Source organism: Propionispora vibrioides (genome assembly GCF_900110485.1).
In the GTDB taxonomy this organism is placed as follows: domain Bacteria; phylum Bacillota; class Negativicutes; order Propionisporales; family Propionisporaceae; genus Propionispora; species Propionispora vibrioides.
Map to the genome: position 1 here is coordinate 1 of NZ_FODY01000024.1, position 25,523 is coordinate 25,523.

Annotated in this window: 23 protein-coding genes; 18 read left to right on the top strand and 5 right to left on the bottom strand. The window is 40.2% G+C overall.

Annotation, left to right across the window (positions count from 1 at the left end):
- Positions 1-360: 360 nt before the first annotated feature.
- The gene (locus tag BMW43_RS16100; RefSeq protein WP_091749951.1) at positions 361-708 is read left to right on the top strand and encodes a cupin domain-containing protein; all 348 of its coding nucleotides are present in this window, start codon (positions 361-363) and stop codon (positions 706-708) included.
- A 474-nt stretch (positions 709-1,182) separates the two neighbouring features.
- Positions 1,183-2,103, top strand: a complete 921-nt coding sequence (locus BMW43_RS16105; RefSeq protein ID WP_091749953.1) for a bifunctional helix-turn-helix transcriptional regulator/GNAT family N-acetyltransferase — start codon at positions 1,183-1,185, stop codon at positions 2,101-2,103.
- 133 nt (positions 2,104-2,236) lie between these two features.
- Here the strand turns inward: BMW43_RS16105 and BMW43_RS21895 are convergent, their stop codons facing one another.
- The gene (locus tag BMW43_RS21895) at positions 2,237-2,458 is read right to left on the bottom strand and encodes a BBE domain-containing protein (RefSeq protein ID WP_091749956.1); all 222 of its coding nucleotides are present in this window, start codon (positions 2,456-2,458) and stop codon (positions 2,237-2,239) included.
- A gap of 398 nt (positions 2,459-2,856) precedes the next feature.
- Between BMW43_RS21895 and BMW43_RS16115 the strand changes: the two genes are divergently transcribed.
- The 4 genes from BMW43_RS16115 (at position 2,857) to BMW43_RS16130 (ending at position 7,069) form a co-directional block, all read left to right on the top strand.
- On the top strand, positions 2,857-4,896 hold the full coding sequence (locus BMW43_RS16115) for a BglG family transcription antiterminator (RefSeq protein ID WP_143050643.1): 2,040 nt from the start codon (positions 2,857-2,859) through the stop codon (positions 4,894-4,896).
- Between the two features lie 11 nt (positions 4,897-4,907).
- On the top strand, positions 4,908-5,345 hold the full coding sequence (locus BMW43_RS16120) for a PTS sugar transporter subunit IIA (protein WP_091749962.1): 438 nt from the start codon (positions 4,908-4,910) through the stop codon (positions 5,343-5,345).
- A 72-nt stretch (positions 5,346-5,417) separates the two neighbouring features.
- Positions 5,418-6,521 (top strand): PTS fructose transporter subunit EIIC, encoded by a 1,104-nt coding sequence (locus BMW43_RS16125; protein WP_091749965.1) that lies wholly within the window; start codon positions 5,418-5,420, stop codon positions 6,519-6,521.
- 224 nt (positions 6,522-6,745) lie between these two features.
- Positions 6,746-7,069 (top strand): PTS fructose-like transporter subunit IIB, encoded by a 324-nt coding sequence (locus BMW43_RS16130; RefSeq protein ID WP_091749968.1) that lies wholly within the window; start codon positions 6,746-6,748, stop codon positions 7,067-7,069.
- Between the two features lie 182 nt (positions 7,070-7,251).
- Here the strand turns inward: BMW43_RS16130 and BMW43_RS16135 are convergent, their stop codons facing one another.
- Positions 7,252-8,013: a DeoR/GlpR family DNA-binding transcription regulator gene (locus BMW43_RS16135; RefSeq protein WP_091749971.1), complete on the bottom strand. Its 762-nt coding sequence runs from the start codon at positions 8,011-8,013 to the stop codon at positions 7,252-7,254.
- Positions 8,014-8,544: 531 nt separating this feature from the next.
- Between BMW43_RS16135 and BMW43_RS16140 the strand changes: the two genes are divergently transcribed.
- A complete protein-coding gene (locus BMW43_RS16140) occupies positions 8,545-10,899 on the top strand; it encodes a glycyl radical protein (protein ID WP_091749974.1) in 2,355 nt (784 codons plus the stop codon).
- Positions 10,862-11,821, top strand: coding sequence for a glycyl-radical enzyme activating protein (locus tag BMW43_RS16145; RefSeq protein WP_091749977.1), 960 nt, complete (start codon positions 10,862-10,864; stop codon positions 11,819-11,821). Before BMW43_RS16140 ends, BMW43_RS16145 begins: the two co-directional genes overlap by 38 nt.
- 147 nt (positions 11,822-11,968) lie before the next feature.
- Here BMW43_RS16145 and BMW43_RS16150 read toward each other — a convergent pair whose 3' ends face one another.
- Together BMW43_RS16150 and BMW43_RS16155 are read right to left on the bottom strand one after the other, a co-directional pair.
- Entirely contained in the window at positions 11,969-12,352 is a 384-nt protein-coding gene (locus tag BMW43_RS16150) for a hypothetical protein (protein WP_091749980.1), read from the bottom strand.
- Between the two features lie 132 nt (positions 12,353-12,484).
- The gene (locus BMW43_RS16155; RefSeq protein ID WP_218140708.1) at positions 12,485-13,015 is read right to left on the bottom strand and encodes a flavin reductase family protein; all 531 of its coding nucleotides are present in this window, start codon (positions 13,013-13,015) and stop codon (positions 12,485-12,487) included.
- 543 nt (positions 13,016-13,558) lie between these two features.
- Between BMW43_RS16155 and BMW43_RS16160 the strand changes: the two genes are divergently transcribed.
- The 10 genes from BMW43_RS16160 to BMW43_RS16205 all read left to right on the top strand — a co-directional run bounded on the left by BMW43_RS16160 (position 13,559) and on the right by BMW43_RS16205 (position 24,875).
- Positions 13,559-14,836 carry a Y-family DNA polymerase gene (locus BMW43_RS16160; protein WP_091749985.1) on the top strand — a complete coding sequence of 426 codons (1,278 nt, stop codon included), beginning with the start codon at positions 13,559-13,561 and terminating at the stop codon, positions 14,834-14,836.
- A gap of 351 nt (positions 14,837-15,187) precedes the next feature.
- Positions 15,188-16,705, top strand: coding sequence for a dihydrolipoyl dehydrogenase family protein (locus BMW43_RS16165; RefSeq protein ID WP_091749987.1), 1,518 nt, complete (start codon positions 15,188-15,190; stop codon positions 16,703-16,705).
- A gap of 234 nt (positions 16,706-16,939) precedes the next feature.
- Positions 16,940-17,635, top strand: coding sequence for a FadR/GntR family transcriptional regulator (locus BMW43_RS16170; protein WP_091749989.1), 696 nt, complete (start codon positions 16,940-16,942; stop codon positions 17,633-17,635).
- Between the two features lie 52 nt (positions 17,636-17,687).
- Positions 17,688-18,869 carry an MFS transporter gene (locus BMW43_RS16175; RefSeq protein WP_091749992.1) on the top strand — a complete coding sequence of 394 codons (1,182 nt, stop codon included), beginning with the start codon at positions 17,688-17,690 and terminating at the stop codon, positions 18,867-18,869.
- A 371-nt stretch (positions 18,870-19,240) separates the two neighbouring features.
- Positions 19,241-20,068, top strand: a complete 828-nt coding sequence (locus BMW43_RS16180) for an arginase family protein (RefSeq protein WP_091749995.1) — start codon at positions 19,241-19,243, stop codon at positions 20,066-20,068.
- Positions 20,069-20,409: 341 nt separating this feature from the next.
- Entirely contained in the window at positions 20,410-21,177 is a 768-nt protein-coding gene (locus tag BMW43_RS16185) for a carboxymuconolactone decarboxylase family protein (protein WP_091749999.1), read from the top strand.
- Positions 21,178-21,228: 51 nt separating this feature from the next.
- Positions 21,229-21,645 carry a cupin domain-containing protein gene (locus BMW43_RS16190; RefSeq protein ID WP_091750002.1) on the top strand — a complete coding sequence of 139 codons (417 nt, stop codon included), beginning with the start codon at positions 21,229-21,231 and terminating at the stop codon, positions 21,643-21,645.
- A 15-nt stretch (positions 21,646-21,660) separates the two neighbouring features.
- Positions 21,661-22,380: a dihydrofolate reductase family protein gene (locus BMW43_RS16195; RefSeq protein ID WP_091750005.1), complete on the top strand. Its 720-nt coding sequence runs from the start codon at positions 21,661-21,663 to the stop codon at positions 22,378-22,380.
- Between the two features lie 13 nt (positions 22,381-22,393).
- Positions 22,394-23,563, top strand: a complete 1,170-nt coding sequence (locus tag BMW43_RS16200) for an iron-containing alcohol dehydrogenase (RefSeq protein WP_091750008.1) — start codon at positions 22,394-22,396, stop codon at positions 23,561-23,563.
- Positions 23,564-24,077: 514 nt separating this feature from the next.
- Entirely contained in the window at positions 24,078-24,875 is a 798-nt protein-coding gene (locus BMW43_RS16205; protein ID WP_143050644.1) for a hypothetical protein, read from the top strand.
- Positions 24,876-25,174: 299 nt separating this feature from the next.
- On the opposite strand, the gene BMW43_RS21900 is transcribed toward BMW43_RS16205, so the two are convergent.
- On the bottom strand, positions 25,175-25,498 hold the full coding sequence (locus BMW43_RS21900; protein ID WP_091750014.1) for a ferredoxin family protein: 324 nt from the start codon (positions 25,496-25,498) through the stop codon (positions 25,175-25,177).
- Positions 25,499-25,523: the final 25 nt, after the last annotated feature.

The window sequence follows — 25,523 nt, forward strand, 5'->3', positions numbered from 1 at the left end:
AAAACGAAGTGTTTTACCGATACTCTGGCCTATGGAATCAATAACACAAGCTTCATGATGTCGTTTGCCGACATCGATACCAACAAAAAACATATCACATACCTCCAAGTGGTCGGTTCCCGCATACCTTTGCGATATACAACCTAGTTTGACATACGAAGATCGGGCGATGCCCTTCAACATCCAGCTCATTCGTAAACTCTCGCAAAGTCGGGGCTACACTCTTTATACCGAGAACAAAGTCTCAAGGAGGATTTCGTAGCACTCCGACTCACACGAGAATATTATCTCAAAACTTGGAGGATACGTGAACAGTTTATATTGGATTGTCTAATATCAATATACTAGGAGGATTTATCTGTGAACAAGTTTATTTTCAATGATTATTTCCGTGATCCTCAGAAAAAAATCGCCAAGCGGATGCTTTTCAAAAGCGATAATGTAATTGCTTTTATTCTGAACATTGCAAAAGGGGCAATACTGCCAGGACACACACATCTAGAATCAACCCTTTTCCTGCAGGTCATAGAGGGTAATGCCAAGGTTGTCACGGATGGCAATGAAACCTTGTTGCAGGTGGGCGAGTTAATGCAGGTTGATGGGCAGGAAAGCATGCAGGTTATAAACATCGGCGAAGATGTTTTGCGCCTTTTGGTCACAATTTCACCAATGGGCTCGGAAGCCTTTGCAACAGATGCAGATATTTAACAAGGACAGAGGGACAGGTATGCTGTCCCTCTGTAATCTGGTTTTATGTGATAAATTGCCGTCAAGAGTATTCATGGTTGATCTAAATTAATACTGAAATTCTGAAGCGTTCGTTTATGCGGGCGTTTTTTGTTTTATCATATTTATTTAGTGATGCGAGAAAATGATGAGATTATATTCTAAGCCATAAAAGGTATAATCAAGAATATAAGTGATGCGGTCACTCATGAAAATGTTGCCTATATTCGCTTGGAATTAGTTCCGGCGAATTTTTTGTTAAGCGGGTTGGCAACACTGTATTATCAATGCTTAGCCTGAGTTTGCTATCTAGTTTAAAAGAGTAATGTCAGGTATCATCTATGACTTTATGTTAGAAATAAAACAAATTAATTGACTTAATCAATCAATTTGTTGACTTAGTCAATTAATCTGTTTATACTAACATATATAGTAAAGAAAAAAGGATGATGGTTTATGATAAAGGAGCTTGAAAAGCGTGCATTAGAAGTTCGAGACTTTAACCGGTTTTATACTAATATAATTGGTCTTATGGACAAGACGATACTTGATAGCCCATACTCACTTGCTGAAGCCAGAGTGTTGCTTGAAATTGATACCGCCGGTCAGTGTACGGCCAGTGATTTGACAAAATTGTTGCAGATTGACCCAGGGTATTTAAGCCGCATACTGTCCAAATTTACACAAGATAAGTTTGTTATTAAAGACCGGTCATCCGTTGACAGACGTGCCCAGGTGCTAACACTATCTGATAAAGGACGACAAACTATTTATAACCTTTACAATGAGTCAACAATACAAGCCAGTAAGATTCTTGAGAAACTGACGAACGAAGAACAGAAAGAGCTTATTGGTCACATGGTTGCAATGAGAAACATTTTGGATAAGAAGCAGGATAAGACCTATATTATACGTACGCTTAACCCCGGTGAAGCTGGATATATTGCGTATAGACATTGTGTTCTTTACGAAAAGGAATATGGACTTGGTGGAACTTTTGAGCAGTATGTAATGGATGCTCTAACAAAATATCTTAACGAACAGCCTGAAGGCGAAGTTTGGGTAGCAGAAAATATTGGACGAATTGTTGGGTCAATTGCGGCTGTCAGTACTGAGGAAGGGATAGTTCAACTTAGGTGGTTTTTAATAGAACCGGAATATCGTGGTTCAGGATTAGGCCGGCAGTTAATGACAACAGCTATGGAATACTGTAAGCGCAAGAAGTTTAGACAGGTGTATTTGTGGACGTTTCAAGATTTAAAGGCGGCGCGGCATTTATATAAAAGTTTCGGGTTTTCACTAACTGAACAAGCTGAAAGCGATACCTGGAAAAGTGGTGTAGTAGAAGAACGGTGGGACATGGTACTTAATAATTAGTCCTACGTATGTATGAGGATATAATGTAACTGTAAAAGGGCCTACCGGGTATAAGGATTTATATAAATCCTTATACCCGGTAGGCCTTAAACTTGCCATCCTTAATCAGATATCTGGTCTGGGGAGCTACAGTTCATCGCCAGCTTTTAGCTTTGGCGGGCGGAATACCTTGTGGGAAGCTGAAAATATTTTCTGGATCGTAACAGGACTTAACATGGGTGAGCCGTTCGAAGTTACTACCGTAGTAACCCCGGGGCCAGTTTTTGATAGCAAGGTTAGGTGAATTGACGTAAACCCCCCAGGTATAGGAGAGCATCGCCCTGCGGAAATCCTCCCCCCAGCGGATACCTGGCATGGCCCCGTCTGGGGTGTTCCTGTTCCTCCCAACCCATGAAACAGGACGGTGCCCGAGGAGGTGGGCGGCGCGTCGATGAAACGCCGGACTGTACTGATAGCAGCCTCGGGCAACTGACCGTAGATAAACGAATCAGTGCCGCGTTGTAGTGCCTGTCATCCGGCCAAACTATCCGCCCCGTCAGTTGGGGTTCTCTGTAGAGGCGTAGTTCATTGTTTTTGGGCGTATCATTCAACCATCCGGGAAATAATATACATCGCTAATTAGGCGGATTATTCGAAAATTTCCGTATTATTGCGGAAATATATCTGAATAATGGATTATTTCTATTTTTTTTAGATAATGCTATGCTTAAGACAACCCAAATATAAAAAGACGCTATAGCACAAATATTGGGGGTGATAAAAATTAGTAATAAAGAAATGAGTAAAAGAAAGTTACTTGCCGAGTTGTTGAATCGAACGGTTCCCGTTACAATAACAGACTTAGCCAGTCTTATAAATAAGACTGGTAGAACGACAAGAAGTTATTTAGATGAAATTCAAGATGAGTTTAAGAAGTCTGATATTGAAATTGTTAGGAAGACAAATGTTGGGGTTTATATTGATATTGATGATAAAGATAGAGAGAATTTAATAAATACACTTGAGAAGAATAAGGCGAATTCTTTTACTATTGATAATTTTTCATCTAAATATCGGCAAGTATATATTCTAAAAACACTCCTTGAAGCTAAATTTTCTTATACAATTCAGATGTTTGCTGAGGAGCTATATTGCAGTAAAAGTACCATTGTGAATGAACTGGTTTATGTCCAAGAATGGCTGAAAAGATATAATCTTGCATTACAAAGAAGGCAAAATCAAGGATTATGGATAGAAGGAGATGAAAGGGATTATCGAAAGGCGCTAAAAGAGCTGATTGATGATATAAAAGATAAAGAACAACAATTTGAAGATTTAACTGAAACCGAAACAAAGTTGGACTATAGAATCGACATAGTTGATTATGTAAAAATCAAGAATATGTTTTCTAAAATAAATTTGTATACTATTCAACGAATTATTCAACAGGCAGAAAAAAAATTAGGAGTTTATTTTACCGATCAGGCATTCCTTAATTTAATTACCCATATGGCTATTACTATTGAAAGATTAAAAAATCATAAAGCCGTGTCCGGAAATGAAAACTATCTTGAGAGTTTAAAAAAAGAACGGGAATATGCCATTGCAGAATGGGTTGTAAATGAGCTTAGCAAAGAATTTAAAGTGAACTTTCCGGAAGAAGAAATTGGTTATATATCAATCCATATGATAGGAGCAAAAATTCAAGATCACGGTGAAAAGTGTAGCGAAATTATTGAAAAGTATGATGTTAATTTAACAGATGCAGCCAAAAGCATAATTTCATTGTCTTCTGAAATTTTGAATATAGATTTAACCAAAGATGAAGGGCTATTAACCAGATTAGTGTTGCATTTAAGGCCAACAATTATGAGATTAAAATATGGTCTTAGATTGACAAACCCAATACTTTATAAAATAAAAGAAGAATATACAAATATATTTGGAGTTGCTTGGGCTTGTAACAGTATTTTCGAAAGAAATTTTGGTGTATCAATAAATGAAGATGAAGTTGGATATTTAGTACTTCATTTGGCATTAGCAGTTGAAAATATACGAAGCAAGATAAAGACTGTAATTGTCTGCTCAAGCGGAATAGGTACTTCTCAGTTGGTAGCCTCAAAACTGGTTAGAAAATTTGATAATCTTGAAATAACACATATACTGCCCTATAATCGGTTAAATCAAAAAATAATAGATGAAGCAGATTTAATCGTTACAACAATAAAAAATATTTGTAATAGTAAAAAAATAGTATATGTATCAACGCTTGTTAATGAAAATGATTATATTAACATCGCAGATGCGATTGAAAAGAGAAAGAAAAGGCAAATGGATGATATTCCTCTTTCAGATTTCGAAGTAAATAAAGAATCAGATGTTGATGAATGTAAAGAAAAGATTTTTGAAAAAGAGTTATGTTTTTTAGATAATGATATTTCTGATTTTTTTCAAGCTATAAACTATTATGGTAAATTAATGGAGAAAATGGGTTACGCCAAAATTGGTTTTCATGAGGATATTTTAAATAGGGAAAAAATAGGATCAACATACATTGGAAAAGGCATAGCGATACCCCATTCTAAAGATGTATTTGTAAATAAATCAAGGGTATGTGTAGTGAAGTTTAAAAATCCCGTAGTCTGGAAAGAAAATGAGTTGGATATTATTTTTATCCTATGCTTAAAATTTAATGATGTTAATAATACGAAAAAATTTTTTAAAAAATTCTATTCTATATTTGAAGATAATGAAATGATAAACAAAATTAAAAATGCTCAGAGTATAAATGATGTAAATTTTTTATTCGACTAGGAGGGGAGAAAATGGAACAAATAATAACAAAGGATTTACTTATATTGGACTTAGCTTCTTCTACTAAAGAAGATGTAATTAAAGACATGGCAAAAGTTATCGAATCCGAGGACCGGTTGGATAATTTAGAAGGTTACTTGGAACAAGTGTTTAAAAGGGAAGAAACTTTTCCTACCTCAGTTGGTTTCGAGGTTGCTATTCCACATGGCAAGACTGATGCCGTTAAATGGCCTACCGTTGCTTTTTCCCGATTGAAAAATGAGGTTAAGTGGAGTAACGAAGAGAGTGTTAAATATGTATTTCTAATTGCAGTGCCGGAAAAGGAAGCCGGAAATATGCATTTGCAAATTATCGCACAACTTTCTAGAAAAATAATGAGGGAAGAATTCAGAGAACAACTGAAGAATGCGTCAGAGGCAGATGAACTTCTGAAGATATTGACAATGTAAATTTAATGTATATAGTTCAATTAATTATGGGTTTTATCTATGCTATATAAAATATATTAAGGGGGAAAAAGAATGGATGATTTAAAAGGTTTATTCAAAAACACAAGGCAACATTTGATGTCGGGGGTATCGTACATGATTCCCTTCGTTGTTGCAGGCGGTGTACTGCTAGCGCTTTCAGTTCTATTATTTGGTTCAGCATCTGTACCTCCAGAAGGAACAAGACTTAATGACTTATTTAATATCGGCGCAGCTGGTTTGGGACTTATGGTACCAATCCTTGCAGGTTTTATAGCATTTTCAATGGCAGATAGGCCTGGTATTGCACCGGGAGCTATTGGTGGTTTCCTTGCCAATAAAATTGGTGCAGGTTTTTTAGGCGGGATAGTGGCAGGTATACTGGCAGGAGTCATTGTATTTTATTTAAAGAAGATTAAAGTTCCGACAATCATGCGTTCCGTTATGCCGATATTTGTTATTCCATTAGTGGGTACGTTCATAGTTGGCGGACTTATGATGTGGGCTTTAGGTACTCCAATAGCGGGTTTGATGAGCGGAATGAAGGCTTGGTTAGAGGGATTAGGGACTGGTAACTTAGGTATATTAGGAATAATTGTAGGTTTGATGATTGCTTTTGATATGGGTGGTCCAATAAATAAAGTGGCTTATGGCTTTGGTGTAGCCATGGTTGGTACGATTGATACGGCAACAGGAATGGCATCTCCCATTGCATTAACAATTATGGCGGGGATTGGTGTGGCTATATGTGTACCGCCAATTGGAATGGGGGTTGCTACTTTACTAGCACCAAAGAAGTACACTGCTGAAGAAAGAGAAGCCGGGAAAGCGGCCATATTAATGGGTCTTATCGGAATCACAGAAGGGGCCATACCATTTGCTGCAGCAGATCCCTTAAAGGTCATACCTTCTATCATGGCAGGTTCTGCGGTAGGATCAGTTGCAGCCATGTTATTAGGAGCGGGAAATCCGGCACCCTGGGGCGGATGGATTGTTTTGCCGGTTACTAAAGGCGCAGGTGCTTATATTATTGCTACTCTGGTAGGTGTAGCCGTAACGGCTCTATTGGTAAATATTTTAAAGCGAAAAGTAAATCAAGCTACTAGTAACACTGATACCGGAGATGGTAGTCAGGAAGTTGAGTTAACTTTTGAATAACTGTTAATTGATGATTGCATTTTTTCAATTTAATAACTGACTAAACCGATAAGTTAACTGGGATAAAATGAAAAAAACAAATAAGTAGCTGTGGCAAAGAAAATAAGCTCTCCTTTGCTTATAAATAACAAGGATAGATATTGTTTTCAAAAAAGTAAAGGAGAGCGGCGAAATCAACAAGTTAAGAACTATACATTGATATTACTATATGGAGGTAGATTAAAATGAAAATTTTAGCAGTAACAGCATGTCCTTCAGGAGTTGCCCACACTTATATGGCAGCTGAAGCATTGGAGAAAGCGGCAAAAGTTAAAGGTATTGAAATTAAAGTTGAGACACAAGGTTCTATTGGAATAGAAAATAAAATTACTGCCGCAGATATCAAAGATACAGATGCAGTAATTTTAACGAAAGATATGGGAATTAAGGAAGCTGAAAGGTTTAATGGACTTCCAATTGTCAAAGTTGCAATTAGCGATGTGGTAAAGAAGGCTGAACAAATATTAGACAAAGTTGAAGCGTATATTAATGGAAAGAAACAGGTTTAGATCTGCCGCGATAAATAAAGATAGTTAATTGATTGGAAATTAGAGCGGGGAAAACTAAATTACGTAATCAATTATAGATTTTGCGGTAGTGTTTTAGAGCGTTAGGGGCGGGGCTTTGTACCGTCTGCGCTTTTTTCTTTTTGTAATGAAGTGTTTAATCATCAGTATTACGTATTTATTATTTATAGCAACTTTATATTTGAATCCTCAAGTATTTTGATTATTTCGCTGTCAGGAAGTTCATCTATTATTATACAATCTATGTCGTCCAGAGTTGCAAATTTGTAATTACCATCAAAATGGAACTTGTTGTTTTCCATGACCAAATAACTTTTTTTGCTTGCTTCAATTATTGCTTTTTTTGTAATGCCGTCGTCAATATCAAAAGTTGTTATATTTTTATCAAAGGCATCTACTCCGCAACTGCCAATAAATGATTTATCGAACTTATAGCGGGAAATAAGTTCAATCGTTGCAGCCCCAGTAAAACCTAACAAATTTTTGTTCAGTATACCTCCCGTAGCTACTACAGTAATATTATTTTGAGAACATAATATATTTAATATTTCCAATGTATTTGTAACAACTGTAACTTTTTTGGCACTCCCTGCTAGTAGCTTTGCAAGTAAAATATTTGTTGTAGATAAATCTAAAAATATCGTTTCCCGATCTAAAATAATACCGAAAGCTTTTTCAGCAATAATTGTTTTGGAAGGTACGTTAATTTCTTTTCTGGATCGTATGTCGTAATTATTGGCGGATTCTCTAATCTGAACTGCACCACCATAGGTTCTTTTTAAATGTCCTTGATTTTCCAGGATTTTAAGATCTTTTCTAATACAATCTTCCGTGACACTAAATCTGCTGCTGAGCTCTTTAACTTTAAGTTTCCCTGCAGAGTTAAGGAGGCTAATTATTTCCGATAGACGTTCTTCAGCAAACAAGGTTGTACCCCTTTCTGTTAAAACAAATAATTGAGTTAAAGGCATTTCTAAATGTATTACAAGTAAATCAATATGAGGTTTCAAAGACTATAGTTTTAGTCTTTTCCCGATATATCATTAGCTTGTTGAATAAACTAATTATATTATAGAACAGAACTGTGGACAATAATACAAAATAATAAAAAGTGTGATAAAATTAGTGCTGATACTAGATTTTCGCTTCTACTGGGAAGAGCACCCAGCTCATTAAACAATGCAGTTGCTGAAGAGGCCCGGTTTTTCTAAAGCCTACAAAAGAGTCACGATAAGCAGTCGAGAACCTACTTTAAAAATAGTTCTGGACTGTTTTACTTTACAGGATGTTACCTATTAGCAATTATTCATAACCATTGTCTCCTCAGTCTGTGTTCATAATCATAATGGCTAATACAAGTAAGGAATTTTCATTGCGAAATTCCCCGGACTATTATATAATCAAGATAAAACAATAATAAACAATATAAAATAATTACAAATTAAGGGAGGATATCTATGGAAAAATTAATCCAAACCAAGCGGGTTAGCATTCTAAAGGAAAAAATGATGGCTCAACCAAGGTTTGTATCCATTGAACAAGCCTTAATTATTAAAAAGACATATGAAGAAAATGAAGAGAAACCAGTAATCATCAAAAGGGCACTTGCATTAAAAAATGCATTGCTGCACTTAGATATTGCAGTAGAACCGGAGGAGAAGATTGTAGGGAATCGTACAATCGGGGTGAGGTATGGCGTCGTATTTCCGGAAAGTGGAAGTTCCTGGATTGACCGTGAATTTGAAATCCTTCCAACCAGGCCACAAGATAAATTCAATGTACACAAAGGAGATATTGACAGTTTTAGAAAAACAATTAGACCATATTTCAAGGGTAAATCGTTAGAAGATGTGATTAGGACCCGATACGGGCAGGAAATTGACGAGATTGCCAAGGTAGTAAAAATCAATCAAAAGGATCATGCACAAGGGCATATTTGTCCCAGTTGCCAAAAGTGGTTACAGTATGGGCCGGAGGAATTAAAGCAACAGGCTATTGCAAAATTAGAAAACGCGACCGGCAAACAATATGACTTTTATCAAAGTGTCATTTTAGTAATGGAAGGTGCTCAAGCCTTTATTATGCGATATCATGACCTTCTGGTGGAAAAGGCAAAGCAGGAGATTGATGCCGCTGATAAAGCGAATATGCTTGAGATTGCGGCTATTTGTAAAAATGTAAGTACGAAACCGCCCGGTTCTTTTCATGAGGCAGTACAATCAATCTGGTTCCTCTTTGTAATCCTTCATATGGAATCAAATGCATCTTCTTTTTCACCGGGAAGAATGGATAGCTTCTTATATCCGTATTATAAAAAGGATATAGAAGGCGGTAAAATTGATAAACAGAAGGCATTAGAAATCATAGAATGCATTTGGTTAAAGTTCAATCAGATTGTTTATTTGAGAAACTCCCATAGCGCTAAATATTTTGCAGGGTTTCCCATTGGTTTTAATATTGCAATTGGCGGCCAAGATGAAAACGGTAATGACTTTTTTAATGAATTATCTTTTCTATTTCTAAAAGCTCAGGAGCATTTGGGCTTGCCACAACCCAACTTGTCAGTAAGGCTTCATAAGGGAACCAATGAGCTTTTGTTAAAAGAAGCAATAAAAGTAGTTGCTAAAGGCAGTGGAATGCCACAGTTTTTTAATGACGAAGCTATTATTTCTTCCATGATGAATCTAGGTGTGACCGGAAAAGATGCCAGAGATTATGCTATTGTAGGTTGCGTTGAGCTTACTACCCAGGGAAATAACCTTGGTTGGAGTGATGCCGCAATGTTTAATTTAAATAAGGTTTTGGAATTAACTTTAAACAATGGGAAGTGTTTGGTAACTGGGAATAATATTGGACCTGATGGGGGAAATCTAACGGACTATAATACTTTTGCAGACTTGGAAGATGCTTTTGCCAAAAACATAAACTATTTTATAGAAAAAATGATTTTGGCTTGTGAGCAAGTGGAAAAAGCGCATATAGATATTCTCCCTTCCCCGTTTTTGTCGGCAGTTATTGATAACTGCCTAGAGAAGGGTATGGATGTGACTGCCGGGGGAGCGGTATATAATTTCTCTGGTATTCAAATGATTCAAATCGCTAATTTAGCCGATAGTTTGGCAGCCATTAAGCTTTTAGTATATGAGGAAAAACGAATTTTAAAAGAAGAGTTATTAAAAGCCTTACAATGCAACTTTGAAGGTTATGAAGTTATTCGTACCATGCTGCTTAAACGTGCACCTAAGTATGGAAATGATATTGCTTACGTTGACGAGCTTGGCGCAAAATGGGCAAGATTCTTTAGTGAAAAATTAAGTCATTATACCAATTATCGGGGGGGAAGATATCATACGGGAATGTATACCGTTTCCGCCCATGTACCGATGGGTGAAAATGTGGGAGCCTCAGCAGACGGAAGATATGCGGCAACTCCTTTGGCCGATGGCGGTATGTCTCCTGTATATGGAAGAGATATTGCTGGGCCAACAGCTGTATTAAAATCAGTTTCTCTATTGGATAATTATTTAACTACCAATGGAGGACTGTTGAATATGAAATTTTTACCGGAATTCTTTAAAACGGAAAATAATATTGATAAGTTTGCAAAGTTTTTGAGAGCCTTTGTAGATCTGGAGATACCACATATCCAGTTCAATGTACTAAGGAAAGAAGATTTGCTTGCAGCACAAAAAGATCCTGAAAAATATAGAAATTTAACTGTGAGAGTGGCAGGTTATACTGCTTACTTTACGGAACTGGCAGGTGAACTACAGAATGAAATTATTGCCAGAACAAGTTATGGAGACTTATGATACAAAAAAAATAAAGGGCAGTGTATTTGATATTCGAAGGTTTTCTACCCATGACGGTGCCGGAATTCGAACAACTATTTTTTTAAAAGGATGTCCGTTGCGGTGTGTTTGGTGTCATAATCCGGAAGGTCTTTCGCTAAAGCCACGGCTTATGTATTTGGAAAATCAGTGTATCCATTGCGGAACCTGTACCAAAGTATGTAAAGGCAATTCCATTATTTTAAAAGAAGGCAGGCTTCATATTGACAGAACGGTTACAGATGAGTGGGAAGATCCGATTGATGCCTGTCCGGCGGCCTGTTTAACCATGGATTGCAAATCATATACGGTAGAACAATTAGTAGAAGTGGGTTTAAAAGATGCAGCTTTTTTCCGGCATGGCGGAGGGATAACCTTATCGGGAGGAGAGCCGCTTTTACAAGAAAACTTTGCAATTGCATTGTTAAAAGCGTTTCACGAAGCCGGGGTTGACACTGCAATGGAGACTTCGCTTTATGTAGACCGGGAGACAGTTGCAAAGGCGCTCCGCTATTTAGATACGATCTATGCGGATTTTAAAGTATTTGATAGCCAAAAACATAAAGAATTAACTAAAGTGACAAATGACAAGATTAAGGACAATATAAAATTCATTTTGGAGTCGAACAAAAGGGATCAAGTAATTATTAGAACACCACTTATTCCAACCATGACAGCTGAGCAAGAAAACATTTTTTCTATAGCAAAATTTATTACAAATATTTATCCTGAGGTAAAATATGAATTGTTGAACTATAACCCTTTAGCGCAGGCAAAATATAGCTTAGTGGAAATGGAATATTGCTTTGAAGAAAACCCAAGAATGTACACTGAAGATGAAATGAATGAATTTAGAGAAGTGGCAAAAAAGGCAGGAATTAAGAATCTCATCATTGAGGTTTAAGTTAAAGTATTTTGCGGCTATTAAAGTGGAAATGGCAGTCTGGTAAAATGGATTTAATTACCCTGTAGTATGCAAACAGTGTGGCAACGCTGGTAACCTCATAAGTATTAACAAAAAAATCCGCCCGAATCGGCGGAAGAAGATGGTTTATAGAAATTTAATGGTCATATCACGAAAATATTTCATTTTTGTCTTGATTGGGTCTTTGATGAAGTTTGGTTCGTCCTGTATGATTTTTTCCATAGTGCTTTTTTCTAAGATCACATAGGGCCGGATAATCCCAAAAGGCGTGTGGAGTTCTGCGGAGAGGCCAGTTTCAATGTGAGAAATGCTTGCTCCATCCAGATGAAAGGTATATTCACCCAATAGCTTTTCGTTTTCTGTGATGCGCACGCCCACATGGTTCTGTTTCCCGGCCAAAAACGAGTTTACTACCGAGTAAAGCGCCTGATGATTCTGTTTAAACGCTTCAAAGGTGCGCTTGTAGAACGGCGTCAGTTCTTCATGGATAAATTTATCGGTCTCACTCATAGTTCATCCTCCTAATTCTTTTAAGGGGGCATTCGATTGGCTTTCCCCAAAATGACGGGGTAGCGGATATATTGGTATTCCAGTACACGCAAGAAGAATATGATTTGCCATTTCTCGCGGAAGAGCAAGTTATCAAATGCCCAGTGATTTTTTGTACGCAGTGCCATCCTTGAATACCGTGCCGACAACCTTGCCTAATTCAAAATATGAGGGATACATCATGATCATTGGATTTATTTTTACAGGATCGATCTGCCCGTCCGTCAAGCCTTTTTCATCTGCATAAACAGCTACTATTTCGCCCAGAAACATCAAGAACCCCGATAGTGTAATCGTTTGGGTTACTTTGCAAAGTATATTGATTGGGCACTCTTGGATCATTGGCGCTCTGCCGGCCTCATCGTAAAACGGGATGAACAATTCGGATTTATCCGTTGTTTTCCCTGATACCACACCGCAGAAATCAGTTTTCTCAGCCAAGTCCGGCGAGGGCAGATTTACGCTGAAAAATCCGTTCGCCTTAATACCGGTGGTTGTATAATGCGTTTCTTTTAAAGAAACATACAGCATCGGCTCCAAATTCACTACCCCGCAAGCGCCAACTGTACAATAATTGGGTCTGCCGCTAACATCTGCGCCTACGAGGATAGTTGGAAAAGGCATAGCGGGCCTGTTTGACATTTTTATTTTTTTCAGTTTAAATACCTCCCTTACAGGTTTAGTATCTACGGTTTTGATCGGTAATATTGGGCTTTCGCAGACATTATGCTCGAGGCGGAACTAACCGACTGCCCGGTTTCTTTATTATTTCACTGAGAAATTGAAATATCCTTTGACCAGCCTTTTAAGTAATAATTCATAGCTAATTTACCGGAAGCAAGAGGTCTCACCTGTAAAAATTGCCGGGAGATTGAGTGCGAAAGGAAACGCCGACTAGGTTGATTTGGATAATCATCTTAGTCGGCTTTATTTCCACTGAATTTAGAAGAAATTACCAAGTCCGTCGAGATTTACACAGAACGTATGTTCTGGTATTATGTATATTGAGGTGGATAGTGATGAGCGAACACACGATAGATTTACTGAGTATTCCTATTTATCGGCAGATGGCTCGGATAGTTTATGTCGACCGGTGTATGGTAAAGTGGGCGGGAATGCTTCTGTCTGAGCACAACGAGCAGATGAAAGAGAAAGAAGACAAAAGCGATGGGGCTCGTTGATTTTTCCCGCTTTCCCCGCAGAAGCGTATTGTGCATCGACGTAAAATCATTCTTTGCGTCCGTAGAAGCGGTTCGGCGGGGGCTTGATCCGCTGGAAGCCTATATTGTTGTAGTATCGGATGTAAGAAGAACCGGTGCGATCGTACTGGCCAGCAGCCCGAAGGTTAAACTGGAATATAATATCAAGACCGGAAATCGACTCTTTGAAATTCCCAGGCATTCGCCGATTATGGTAGTAGAGCCCAATATGGCGCTGTATATCAAGATGAACCAGGCAATACAGAATATATTCCGCCGATTCGTAGCAGATGAAGATCTACACGTTTATAGCATTGATGAATCCATATTGGATGTTACCGCATCGCTAAATTTGTTTGGACCCGCAGAGGCAATTGCAAAAGCTATCTTAAAGACGGTGAAGAATGAGCTGGGTCTTATTGTGACTGTAGGCATTGGCGATAATCCGCTTTTGGCAAAGCTGGCGCTGGATAACGAAGCTAAAAAGCGTCCGCCGTGGCTTGCAAAATGGACGTATGAGACGGTGCCGGAAACGGTATGGAAAATACAGCCGCTGACTAAGTTTTGGGGCATATCCAGAGGATATGATGAGAAACTCAAGCGAATGGGCATTTACACGATTGAGGGACTGGCTCACACCAATCCAGTGTGGCTGCAGAAAACTCTAGGCGTAATGGGATTGCAGCTATATTACCATGCATGGGGCTTGGATGCTAGCATCATTAGCCAGAAGGAACGACCGAAAAGTAAATCCTATAGTAAGAACCAGATATTGATGCGGGATTACTATGAAAAAGCAGAAATTCTAATGATCATCAAGGAAATGGTAGGAGATGTATGCACTAGGCTGCGTAAGCACCAGGAAAAATGCCAAGAGGTATATTTGGGAATAGGATACTCGGATAGGAATTTTAACTTGGGTTTTACTGCACGAATTAAGCTAATTCGCCCAGAACACTCAACAGATATCATTAGTGAAGCGGCACGCCAGGAGTTTAGTAAGCGGTGGCAGGGTGAAGCGGTACGATCGGTAAATATTACTGCTGGGAAAATCGTGTCGCAAGGCTATGAGCAGTTGGAACTGTTTTTTGAAGGCGAAGAAAAGAACCATGCCATAGATAGAGTAGTAGATGATCTTCGGAAGCGATTTGGTAAAAAAACGATCTTTTATGCTGGATCGATGGCTGGTGGAACCTTTCTTGAACGGGCGGATTATGTGGGTGGACATAAAGGGAAAAGTGAATGATGTAAAATGTTGTTGGAGCGTTTCACAAGCACTTTTTTTGAAAAAACGTGTTGTGAAACGCTATTTTTTCGTGAAGTCTTGAAATCAAAGGTTAGGCCACGCTATAATTCTCACATCAGGATCGGCCCTCCAGAGCGGTTTAAGACCGACTAATACGTCGTTTTTAAACATCTCGCTGGTTAAGCCTGAGCGTGGTACATGCGGTCAAAACCGTACTTATTTCAATAATTTCAAAAAAAATTTTGAGGCTTAAACAAGCTATGGATGTCGCTGCTTCCTAAAAATGACACCCTATAGTGTCGTGTAGCGTATTTATAACTAAGAAATCTGAATGGAAGAGGAGTAAATGGAATGAATCAGTACGATGTTGTAGTAATCGGATCAGGTTCTGCCAATATTGTCTTAGATGCAGCCCTTGAGCAAGGATTAAAATGCGCTATGATAGAAAAAGGACGATTTGGGGGGACGTGCTTAACTCGCGGCTGTATTCCTACTAAGGTAATGGTTACGGCTGCAGACTATATCAGGGAAATCGATGGATTGTCGAAGATCGGTGTCGATGTAGCTCCGGCAAGCATGAACTGGGAGACAGTTTCCCGGCGCGTATGGCAGAAAATAGAGGAAAGCAATGATGTTTTAACCTATTTTAAGGCAATGAAAAATCTGGATGTCTATCAGGGAATTGGTTATTTTACCAGAGAAAAGGTATTACAGGTAGCGTTAAATGATGGTACCCTATCAGAAGAGTTTACAGCCGACAAAATCTTCATTGCCGTTGGGTCGCGAACGAATGTACCTTCATTTGATGGTTTGGAAGAGGCTGGTTATGTAACCTCTGAAACGCTATTTGGTGATAAGTATCCTAAAAAACCATATAAAAGTTTAGTCATTCTTGGCGGTGGTCCTATTGGGACCGAATTTGCTCATGTATTCGCCGCTGCAGGTACGCAAGTTACTTTGGTACAGCGCAATATTCGCCTCTTGATTAAGGAAGATGAAGAAATCTCTGCCAAAATTTTAAAGGACCTTCGCAGGCTTGGTATTAATGTATTGTTAAATCAACTACCAACTGCTGTAAGGGTAGAAAATGGTGAAAAAGTTCTAACCTTTTCTGACAAAATAACTAGTGAAACTTGCGAAGTCCGAGCAGAAGAAATTTTGCTCGCATCGGGAATACGCCCAAACACGGACCTTTTACACTTGGAAAACACAAGCATCATAACCGATAGCCGGGGGTGGATTCATACGAATGAGTTCCTGGAGACAAATGTTGATGGTATCTGGGCATTTGGTGATGTAAATGGTGAAGCTCCATTCCGACATAAAGCAAATTATGAAGCTGAGATAGTCACTTACAACTTGTTTGGCGAGCACAAACAACAAGACTGGCGTTGGGCTCGTTATGATTTGGTACCCGTTGTAACCTTCACGCATCCTGAAGTTGCTCATGTGGGCTTGACAGAGCAGCAGGCCATTCAGTTAGGCTATGAAATAGTAACGGCCAAACATCACTATTCATCGACCGCCAAAGGATTTGCCCTTGGATTTGATCCAGGAGACGAGCATGATGGATTTGTTAAAATTGTGGTGGATAAAAAAACAAACGCTATTCTAGGAATCCATTTAATCGGGCCACAAGCGTCTATTTTACTCCAACCATTTATTAATCTTATGAATGCCGGTGAAACTAAACTTACACCGATCAATGAACATATTGCATCTAAGGCGGTAAAAGAACTGCGAGCCTCCAGAATGACTCGCTATTTAGATCCGCATTCCGTGAAAAGTATAGGCGAAACAATGACTCCACACCCTTCGTTATCTGAAGTAATTATGTGGGTAGAATATTACCTAAAGGGAAACCAATAAAACATACCAAAAGCTAACACGATCCTCTTTCAATGAAGGGGTCGGAACATTTCGCGTATTAGTATTATGTTTTTGTCCCGGCTCACGTGGAGTGTTGCCTTTGGCTGAAAAGAAAACACAACCCGTAAGGCCAGGCATTGCCTGGCCTTACGGGTTGTGGGGAAATATGAAAAGTATATTCATTGACAACACTGTTATAAGCTGATAGTCTAACATTAAACAGGAGATGATCTGATGAATATTAAATTTAAAAGTGTGCAATCCCAAAAATTGGGCGATCAAATCATTCAGCAACTCCAGGAAAAAATTTCGTTAGGAGAACTGCAACCTGGTGATAAAATGCCTACTGAGCCCGAACTCATGAGCATGTTTGGCGTAGGCCGTTCTACAATCCGAGAAGCAGTAAGAGTTTTAGTAAAAGCCGGTCTTCTTGAAGTTCGTCAAGGAGATGGGACGTATGTACTTGATAAAACGATTAATTCGGAGCCATTGGAACATCGCTTGCGGCGGGCAGCAATATTGGAAGTGTATGAAGTTCGCCGTATTCTTGAACTGGAAATAGCCAAGCTGGCTGCTCTGCGCCGAACGGAAGATGATCTTATTCATATGCGCGAAAGTCTGAATAAGAGACGCGAAGCAAGACGTATAGACGATAATCGCGCCTATGTTGATAGCGATCTTGCCTTTCATCTTGCCGTCGCTGCCGCGAGTAAGAATAGTGTGCTTGCCGATTTATACTTCAGTTTTTCTAACGCATTGCGGGATGCCTTGGACAAGTTGATTTCAGACCGGGAGCTATATCAAAACCAGATTTCCATCCATGAACAGTTATTAGATGCCATTGAACGTAAAGATGGACAGGCGGCTGAATATTGGACTGCGGAGAATCTGGACCGAACAACGAGAAGTTTAGAAGCACTATTACGATAGTGATTTTATGATATTAAACATCAGATGATAAGATGAAAAACGAGGTGCAAAAATGAAAAATCGTTTTCTTTGGTTGCTGTCTGCAGGACATTTATTCACTGATTTAAATCAAGGTGCTTTGCCAGCCATATTACCTTTTTTGATAGCGGAGTACAATTTGAGCTACGCTGCCGCTGCGGGACTTGTCTTTGCGGCAAGTTTTGTTTCTTCTATTATACAGCCTTTCTTTGGATATCTTGCCGATAAAAGTTCAAAACTTTGGCTTATACCGGGTGGTATTCTGTTAGCTGGCTGTGGATTAGCAACTGTAGGTTTTCTCTCAAATTACTGGTTGATTTTTGCGGCCGTAACGGTTAGCGGGATCGGAATCGCAGCATTTCATCCGGAGGCGGCGCGAATGGCCAATAAAGTTTCCGGTGAAAAAAAGGGAACTGGTATCAGTATTTTTTCCGTCGGAGGCAATGCAGGATTTGCTTTAGGCCCGGTTATCGCCACAGCTTCGCTGCTGTTATGGGGTTTGAAAGGGACTCTGATTCTGATTGTGCCTGCAGCTATCATGGCGGTAATCACAGCCTCCCAGGCAGGCAAATTGCATGAGTTTCAAAAGCTTGCCCAAAAAGCAGGGGGTATTAGGAATGAGGCAGAGGAGAAGGAGGAATGGGCCCCTTTTTCCAGACTCACAGTAGTCTTATTTTGCCGTTCGATCATGTTTTATAGCCTGAATACTTTTTTGCCGCTATACTGGATCAACATACTTCAGCAATCCAAAGCAACCGGCGGCTCTGCGTTAACTATTTTATTTACGGTCGGGGCAATAAGTACTCTATTTGGCGGGCAACTGTCAGACCGTTTTGGTTATACGACGATCATCCGGATTGGATTTGTTGTGCTGCTTCCCTTCTTAATGGTCTTTAACATGGTTAGCAATGTTTCTTTAGCAACATTACTGCTCATTCCTATAGGCGTGGCTCTGTTTGCACCTAACAGCCCAATGACGGTTCTGGGACAAAAGTATCTTCCCAACCGGCTTGGTTTAGCTTCAGGAGTTACGCTGGGGCTGGCAGTAAGTGTGGGAGGGATAGCCGCGCCGGCGTTAGGGTGGTTTGCAGACAATTATGGATTGCCACACGCCATGCAATTAGTTACTTATTTGTCGATAGTATCGGCAGTTATGGCTTTTACTCTACCCGTTCCTCAGTCGGACACAAATACAGCCGGAAAATCTTCCGTTTAAGGATGATATCTAAGGGATAATGCGTTATGCAATGCTCCGACTGAATTTGTAGAAGCATTTATTATTGCTTTAAAAATTTTAAAGGATGTCAACTTGCAATGAAAATGGTATTTGACGTATTTTCAGCGCTTTAGTTTTGCTACACAGGATAGATAGTGTAAGAATTTCTTTCACGTCGTAGGTAAAAATATCTGCGGCGTTTCTTTTTTGCCGGGCAATAATTGGCAAAAAGCAGGGCGTATCAGTAATAGCAAAAAAGAAACTTTCTGCGAATCATAAAATATTGTGGGCAGGGGTTATAGTGTTTTGCGTTGAATTTTTTTTAATACATTTTGCATAATCGCTAATATCATGAAAGGGTAATATACATCATGAAAAAGCATTTAAATTTATTTTTTCCTCAATGGCAAGGTGGAGGCCCAGACCGGTCAACCTATGATGGAGCGTTGGAATTAAAAAAGCTTTATTTTAAAGAAATAAAGTTTTCAGAAGTAGAAGTCAGTACGGAAGACATCGACAAATCTAATAATATCATTATCGGGTATACAGAAATTCTCAAACAGCTAAAGAGAGCAAAGAAGTCAATAGCCCGAAAATTACCAGAGACGATATTTACCGTTGGCGGAGGCTGTGACGCTGATGTTGCATCTATTGCCTACTTAAATGATAAGATGCGAGGCGATCTGACGGTATTATGGCTTGATGCTCATGGGGATATGAATACGCATGAAACATCTGCTAGCAAATATTTTTATGGAATGCCCTTAAGAACTTTGCTTGGAGAGGGTGAGGAAACAATCGTAAAACTGGTTTCCCCAAGCCTGCTGCCTTCACAAGTGATAATGTTAGGAATTCGCGATTTGGATGAGGCCGAAAAAGAATATATTACCGCTCAGAACATAAGCGTATTTACCGTACAGGATATGGAGCAAAGGGTGGATTCGGTTATTGAAACGGTTAAAACAAAGGGGCATCGGAGTATTTATATCCATATAGATTTGGACGTGCTTGATTTTGAAGAGTTTCCACATGTCCCGGTTCCAGTACCTGCTGGGTTGAAAGTTAATACTTTTAAGGAGTTATTAAAGAAACTTGATAAGGAATTTAAGCTTGTTGGTCTGGGGCTTTTTGAATATCAGCCTTCTGGACAGACGATAGAATTGATCGAAGACATTATAAAAATTGGAGTTAAGTTATAGAAAAAACTTGGTACAAGCGGTGCTGTGCTGCCGTCAAGGGTGAGAACACAGAATTTTTATAAATAAATATGATTTGTACATTATTTATGTTTGCCATTTTTATGAGTAAAAAGCCAAACTCCTGAGTTTCAGGGGTTTGGCTTTTTAGCCACTAGTCCCTGAACTGGCTTTCTCTATAAGAAGGCCAGTTTAGTTTTTTTGTATGAGACATTAATTATCTAATAGTTTTGTCTACTTAATTTTATTGCAAAGCGCAAAAGTTTTCTTGACTTGGAGTTTGCTCCAAGTGATAAGCTGAAGGAGACAAATAATAATACAGCAGTTATGAAAGGAGCAAATGTATGGCAATTACGGAGTTTTCCAAGAAGTATCACGAAAGAATGTTTCCAGGATATGTATCTGAATTTTTAGAAACAGATCCGGAATTTATTGAGCGATTTGACAACTTTGCTTTTGATGAAGTGGTAAATAGTGATGACTTGGATGATCGCACGCGTATGATAGCGATTCTGGCAACACTTGTTGGTGCGCAGTGCGTGAATGAATACAAGGCGATGATGAAGGCAGCTCTAAATTTCGGTGTCACTCCGGTTGAAATAAAAGAGGTGGTATATCAGGCGGTCGCCTATCTTGGCATTGGAAGGGTATTTGATTTCTTACATGCTACTAATGATGTATTGACAGAAAAAGACATCCGGTTGCCACTGGAAGGGCAGGCAACCACAACGACAGAAAACCGTCTGGAAATAGGTATTCAGGCGCAGGTAGACGTTTTCGGTCCTCAAATGGCAGATTTTTATAAATCAGGACCGGAGGAATCACGTCATATCAATCACTGGCTGGCGGGTAACTGCTTTGGCGATTATTACACCCGTACAGGTCTTGATTATAAAATGCGTGAGGTGATTACTTTTTGTTTTTTATCTGCCCAGGGTGGCTGTGAACCGCAGCTTACCAGCCACGCAGCCGCCAATATGCGTATCGGCAATGACAAGCAATTTTTAATTAAAATCATATCCCAGTGTCTGCCGTATATCGGATATCCAAGAAGCCTGAATGCGCTTCGCTGTGTCAATGAAGCGGCAGCCCGGATGGGGGAAAATAGGTAAAAAATTATATAGATAAAAGATGATCAAGTGGAAAGAACAGGAGGCACGTATATGAGTAAAACAACGGATTTAAGTAAGGGAGCAATTTTTTCTATCGGAGATAAACTGCCGGAAAAGTTCAGCCAATATTTTATTGGTCAGGCATATTTGAACATGTTAACTACGACGGGGGTTCCCATTGGAAACGTAACTTTTGAACCGGGCTGCCGGAACAACTGGCATATTCATCATAAGGGCGGGCAAATTCTGTTAGTAACAGGCGGCCGGGGCTATTACCAGGAATGGGGAAAAGAAGCCATTGAACTGCATCCGGGAGATGTGGTAAATATTCCACCGGAAGCAAAACACTGGCATGGAGCAGCCTGCGACAGCTGGTTTTCCCATCTGGCGGTGGAAGTGCCGGCAGATGGTAGTTCCAACGAATGGCTGGAACCGGTGGATGACAAAGCGTACGGCAAGCTGAAATAAGCGGGAGGTGCACCCATGGACAGACCGTATATCATATGCCACATGGTGACATCACTGGACGGAAAGGTCACCGGCGACTTTTTAGGAAAAAGCGCATACAGTGGACTCATTGAGGACTATTACAGAATACACAGGGAATACGGCGCGGACGGTTTTCTCTGCGGCAGAGTGACGATGGAGAGCAGCTTTCCCCAACCGCCCGCCCCGACGGCGGTGTACGACGGCCCACCTATTGTGCGGGAGGATTATATTGCGGAGAGTGCGGCGTTTTACGCGGTTGCCATCGATCCGCAGGGAAAGCTTTGGTGGAGTGACCGCGCCATTGCCGACACGGATGACGGCTACAATGACGCGCATATCATCGAAGTGTTGACCCAGAGTGTCTCCGACGTCTTTTTGGCACATTTGCGGGGTAAAGGCGTTTCATATCTCTTCGGCGGTAAAACCGAACTGGACCTTTCCCTTGTCGTCCAAAAGCTCAAACGGGTATTTGGCGTGGAAACTCTGCTGCTTGAGGGCGGCGGGATTGTCAACGGCTCCTTTCTTCAGGAGGGACTGATCGACGAAATCAGTCTTGTGGTGATTCCTGCAGCCGAGCCGTCGGAAAAGGCGGTTCCGCTCTTCCAAACGGGCCACTATCAAACCGGTGACATAGCGGCGGCTTCTTTCAGGCTGAAAGAAGCAAAAAATCTAGACAACGGCGGTCTATGGCTGACCTATCAAAAGCAATCATAAAGGAGTAATGAATATGTACAATTTTATTTTTCAAAATACAACCAAGATTTACTTCGGTGAAAACCGGCTAGGTCATTTGGGTGAAGAATTAAAGCAGTATGGAACCCGTGTATTGCTGACCTATGGCGGAGGCTCTATCAAAAAAATCGGCCTTTATGACAAGGTGACGGAGGAACTGAAAAGGGCCGGGCTGACTGTCTTTGAACTGTCCGGCATTGAGCCTAATCCTCGTCATACCACTGTCAATAAGGGGGCGGAACTCTGCAAAAAGGAAAAGATCGATGTACTGCTTGCGGTCGGCGGCGGCTCGACTATCGACTGTACAAAGGCAATTGCCGCTGCAACATTTTACGACGGAGACAGTTGGGACCTGGTAACACATAAAGCACCGGTTAGCAAAGCGCTGCCGGTACTCACAGTATTGACACTGGCGGCCACCGGTTCGGAGATGGATGCGGGCGGCGTCATCAGTAATATGGATACTAATGAAAAGTATGGTTTGATTCATCCGCTGCTTCAGCCCAAGGTATCTTTCCTCGATCCTACCAATACCTATTCTGTTAGCGCGTTTCAGACTGCCTGCGGCAGTGCGGATATCTTGTCACATATTTTTGATGTCACCTATTTTACTGCTACTGAGAAGATGGATATGGTGGACCGTATTATGGAGGATATTATCAAAACCGTTATCAAATATGCTCCGATTGCCGTAAAGGAACCGGAAAACTATCAAGCACGAGCCAACCTGATGTGGGCTGCTTCATGGGCGCTGAATGGATTTTTGCAAACCGGGGCTTTTCAGGCTGCCAGTTGTCATGCCATGGAGCATGAACTTTCTGCATTTTATGACATTACCCACGGTCTTGGCCTTGCTATCCTCACTCCCCGCTGGATGGAGTATATTCTGGATGAATCCACTGCACCGCAGTTTAAGAAATTCGGTGTTAATGTGTTCGGTGTGGATGCGTCGCTTTCCGATATAGATGGTGCAAAGCAAGCCATTGTGTGTCTGAACGATTTCCTGTTCAAAACGCTGGGCCTGCAAAGTACTCTCACTGAAATCGGTATTGATGATAAGAACTTTAAAGTCATGGCGAAAAAAGCCTGCAAAGGCGATGTACTAAAAGGGTTTAAGCACTTAACGCCAGAGGACGTGGAGAACATCTTTAAGATGTGCCTGTAAGAAGGAAGTAAACTATGACACGATATACCTGGTGAAATAGACCTCAAAGTTATTCTCTTGCTTTTCCTTATTACAAAAAATGCACCTTACGCTTTGCGTAAAGTGCATTTTATTTTTAGTCTGAACAAGCCCAAGTGGTATGTGGAAAATGTGGTTGCATTTCCGTGGACATAAGTAAAACCATCACATTTTAAGCTAGTTTGAAAGAGCAAATACAGTCTGTTTCTGCCCATGCCTGAGGATTGACCATCGTATTCTGGTATGTTAGGATGAAACTGGTAATTAATATCAAGGATAAGTGCCATGGGCTTAATAGGGAAGCTTGGTGTTTTGACCGGGGATGTTTTTTTAGAGTAATTTTTACATAATAAGCCTTCCTGCCTACAGAGCTGGCTCATGTGTTTTTCTTTTGGAATTAGGCAGAAAGCCTAATCAATCAATGCATTAATTGGCCGCCGGAGTAAGACCGGCAACTATTATACGGCGTATATTCTATTTAAGGGAGATGGAGGTTATGAGGCGTTTTTTATCTTTTAGGCGCATGATGAGCGCTATGCTTGGTTTGATATTGTCATTTTGGTTGATTGTTCCCTGCGTGCAGGCGGAAACCAAAACTTTGCCCAGAGACACAAAGCTGCATCCGCAGGGGTGGGCGGTTGGCGATCTACTTGAATTTAAAAAAGGTACGATCCTTACGACCAATGATTTAGGAGAAGTAATTTCCGGTACTTTGAAGGATGATACATTTCTCCAGCCTTGCGGCTGGGAAAGAGTAATTAATGATTACCACTACATTTCCGCCTATGCCAATATTGACCCCTTTTTCTCCCGGTTTCATCGCTCCTTAGTAGAAAGAACCTATAACATAGCTATTCCCGGCTACGGGCATTTACGCTATAAAGGTGGAGCCCCGGTTACCTTTAGCGAACAAGGAGAAGTGATTTCCGGTACAATCGCTGAGCCGGCAACCGTTCGACTGGTGGCGGGGAAATACGGTTTTCTGACCTTTAAAGAAAACACCGTTCTTTCGTTTTATGATTCCGGTGTGATCCGGTCCGGTGTCTTGGACGAGGATACCAATTTGCGGCCTGTAGGCTGGAAAGCAAATCTTTTCGCAAGTGACTCGGCCGGTTTTGTGAAGTTTAAGGCAAAACAAGCCATAGAATTCAATGAGAATGGGGAAGTTACCACCGGGACCCTAAAGGAAATGGCTAATTGGCGTTCAACGGAAGGGGAAGCCGTCGAATTTCCTGCTAATACTGTTGTACACTTTAATGACCAGGGTGCAGTAATGGAAAAAGCTGCTTCCTAATGTATGGCTGGTTAGAAAAAGCTGGTTTCTAAGGCTGTCGTTTATAAGTCAAACATTATCGAATCCGATTCAAGCAGGGAATAGAAAAGCCTATGGAACGTTTTTTTGTGTCAATGGCTGGGCTTCGGGTTTTAATTGATGTTCCCCTTGTGTGTTCCATGAAATTACGGTAATCGGAGTGATAAAGAACTGTCGGTTTGAAGGGGTATCACCTGGGCATGCACTAGAACATAACTACAATAAGTATGGAAACGAACAGCACGCTCTTAGGGCGTGCTTTCATTTTCTTTATGAGGAGTTTATATTTTGATTACCAGAAAGCATGCTAGGCCTGCTAGCAGCCATAGTAAAAACAAAGCCCAACGTTTTTTTCGTGTTTCATGACGTAGTGCACGATTAAGATCATGTTGCTTTGCTTTTCTTTTTTGTACTATTCCGGCAGGTAAATTGCCATCAGATAATGTAATTGCAGCAAAAGGACACTCTACGGCGCAGTGGCCACAGCCAATGCATTTCGTTTGATTGATTATATACTGCTTCAAACCTTTTGTAACTGCTCCTACTTTACATGCTTTTTTACATATCCCACACTTTTCGCAGGCAGCGTTAATTTGGAATGGCATACTGTTCACCGACTTTCAAGGTTGA

Bases quoted from the DNA above. Each gene is read 5' to 3' on its own strand.
- BMW43_RS16105 (WP_091749953.1), top strand. From the start codon at position 1,183: ATGATAAAGGAGCTTGAAAAGCGTGCATTAGAAGTTCGAGACTTTAAC.
- BMW43_RS21895 (WP_091749956.1), bottom strand. From the start codon at position 2,458: ATGCCAGGTATCCGCTGGGGGGAGGATTTCCGCAGGGCGATGCTCTCC.
- BMW43_RS16120 (WP_091749962.1), top strand. From the start codon at position 4,908: ATGGAACAAATAATAACAAAGGATTTACTTATATTGGACTTAGCTTCT.
- BMW43_RS16125 (WP_091749965.1), top strand. From the start codon at position 5,418: ATGGATGATTTAAAAGGTTTATTCAAAAACACAAGGCAACATTTGATG.
- BMW43_RS16130 (WP_091749968.1), top strand. From the start codon at position 6,746: ATGAAAATTTTAGCAGTAACAGCATGTCCTTCAGGAGTTGCCCACACT.
- BMW43_RS16140 (WP_091749974.1), top strand. From the start codon at position 8,545: ATGGAAAAATTAATCCAAACCAAGCGGGTTAGCATTCTAAAGGAAAAA.
- BMW43_RS16145 (WP_091749977.1), top strand. From the start codon at position 10,862: ATGAAATTATTGCCAGAACAAGTTATGGAGACTTATGATACAAAAAAA.
- BMW43_RS16150 (WP_091749980.1), bottom strand. From the start codon at position 12,352: ATGAGTGAGACCGATAAATTTATCCATGAAGAACTGACGCCGTTCTAC.
- BMW43_RS16155 (WP_218140708.1), bottom strand. From the start codon at position 13,015: ATGCCTTTTCCAACTATCCTCGTAGGCGCAGATGTTAGCGGCAGACCC.
- BMW43_RS16160 (WP_091749985.1), top strand. From the start codon at position 13,559: ATGGGGCTCGTTGATTTTTCCCGCTTTCCCCGCAGAAGCGTATTGTGC.
- BMW43_RS16165 (WP_091749987.1), top strand. From the start codon at position 15,188: ATGAATCAGTACGATGTTGTAGTAATCGGATCAGGTTCTGCCAATATT.
- BMW43_RS16170 (WP_091749989.1), top strand. From the start codon at position 16,940: ATGAATATTAAATTTAAAAGTGTGCAATCCCAAAAATTGGGCGATCAA.
- BMW43_RS16175 (WP_091749992.1), top strand. From the start codon at position 17,688: ATGAAAAATCGTTTTCTTTGGTTGCTGTCTGCAGGACATTTATTCACT.
- BMW43_RS16180 (WP_091749995.1), top strand. From the start codon at position 19,241: ATGAAAAAGCATTTAAATTTATTTTTTCCTCAATGGCAAGGTGGAGGC.
- BMW43_RS16185 (WP_091749999.1), top strand. From the start codon at position 20,410: ATGGCAATTACGGAGTTTTCCAAGAAGTATCACGAAAGAATGTTTCCA.
- BMW43_RS16190 (WP_091750002.1), top strand. From the start codon at position 21,229: ATGAGTAAAACAACGGATTTAAGTAAGGGAGCAATTTTTTCTATCGGA.
- BMW43_RS16195 (WP_091750005.1), top strand. From the start codon at position 21,661: ATGGACAGACCGTATATCATATGCCACATGGTGACATCACTGGACGGA.
- BMW43_RS16200 (WP_091750008.1), top strand. From the start codon at position 22,394: ATGTACAATTTTATTTTTCAAAATACAACCAAGATTTACTTCGGTGAA.
- BMW43_RS16205 (WP_143050644.1), top strand. From the start codon at position 24,078: ATGAGGCGTTTTTTATCTTTTAGGCGCATGATGAGCGCTATGCTTGGT.
- BMW43_RS21900 (WP_091750014.1), bottom strand. From the start codon at position 25,498: ATGCCATTCCAAATTAACGCTGCCTGCGAAAAGTGTGGGATATGTAAA.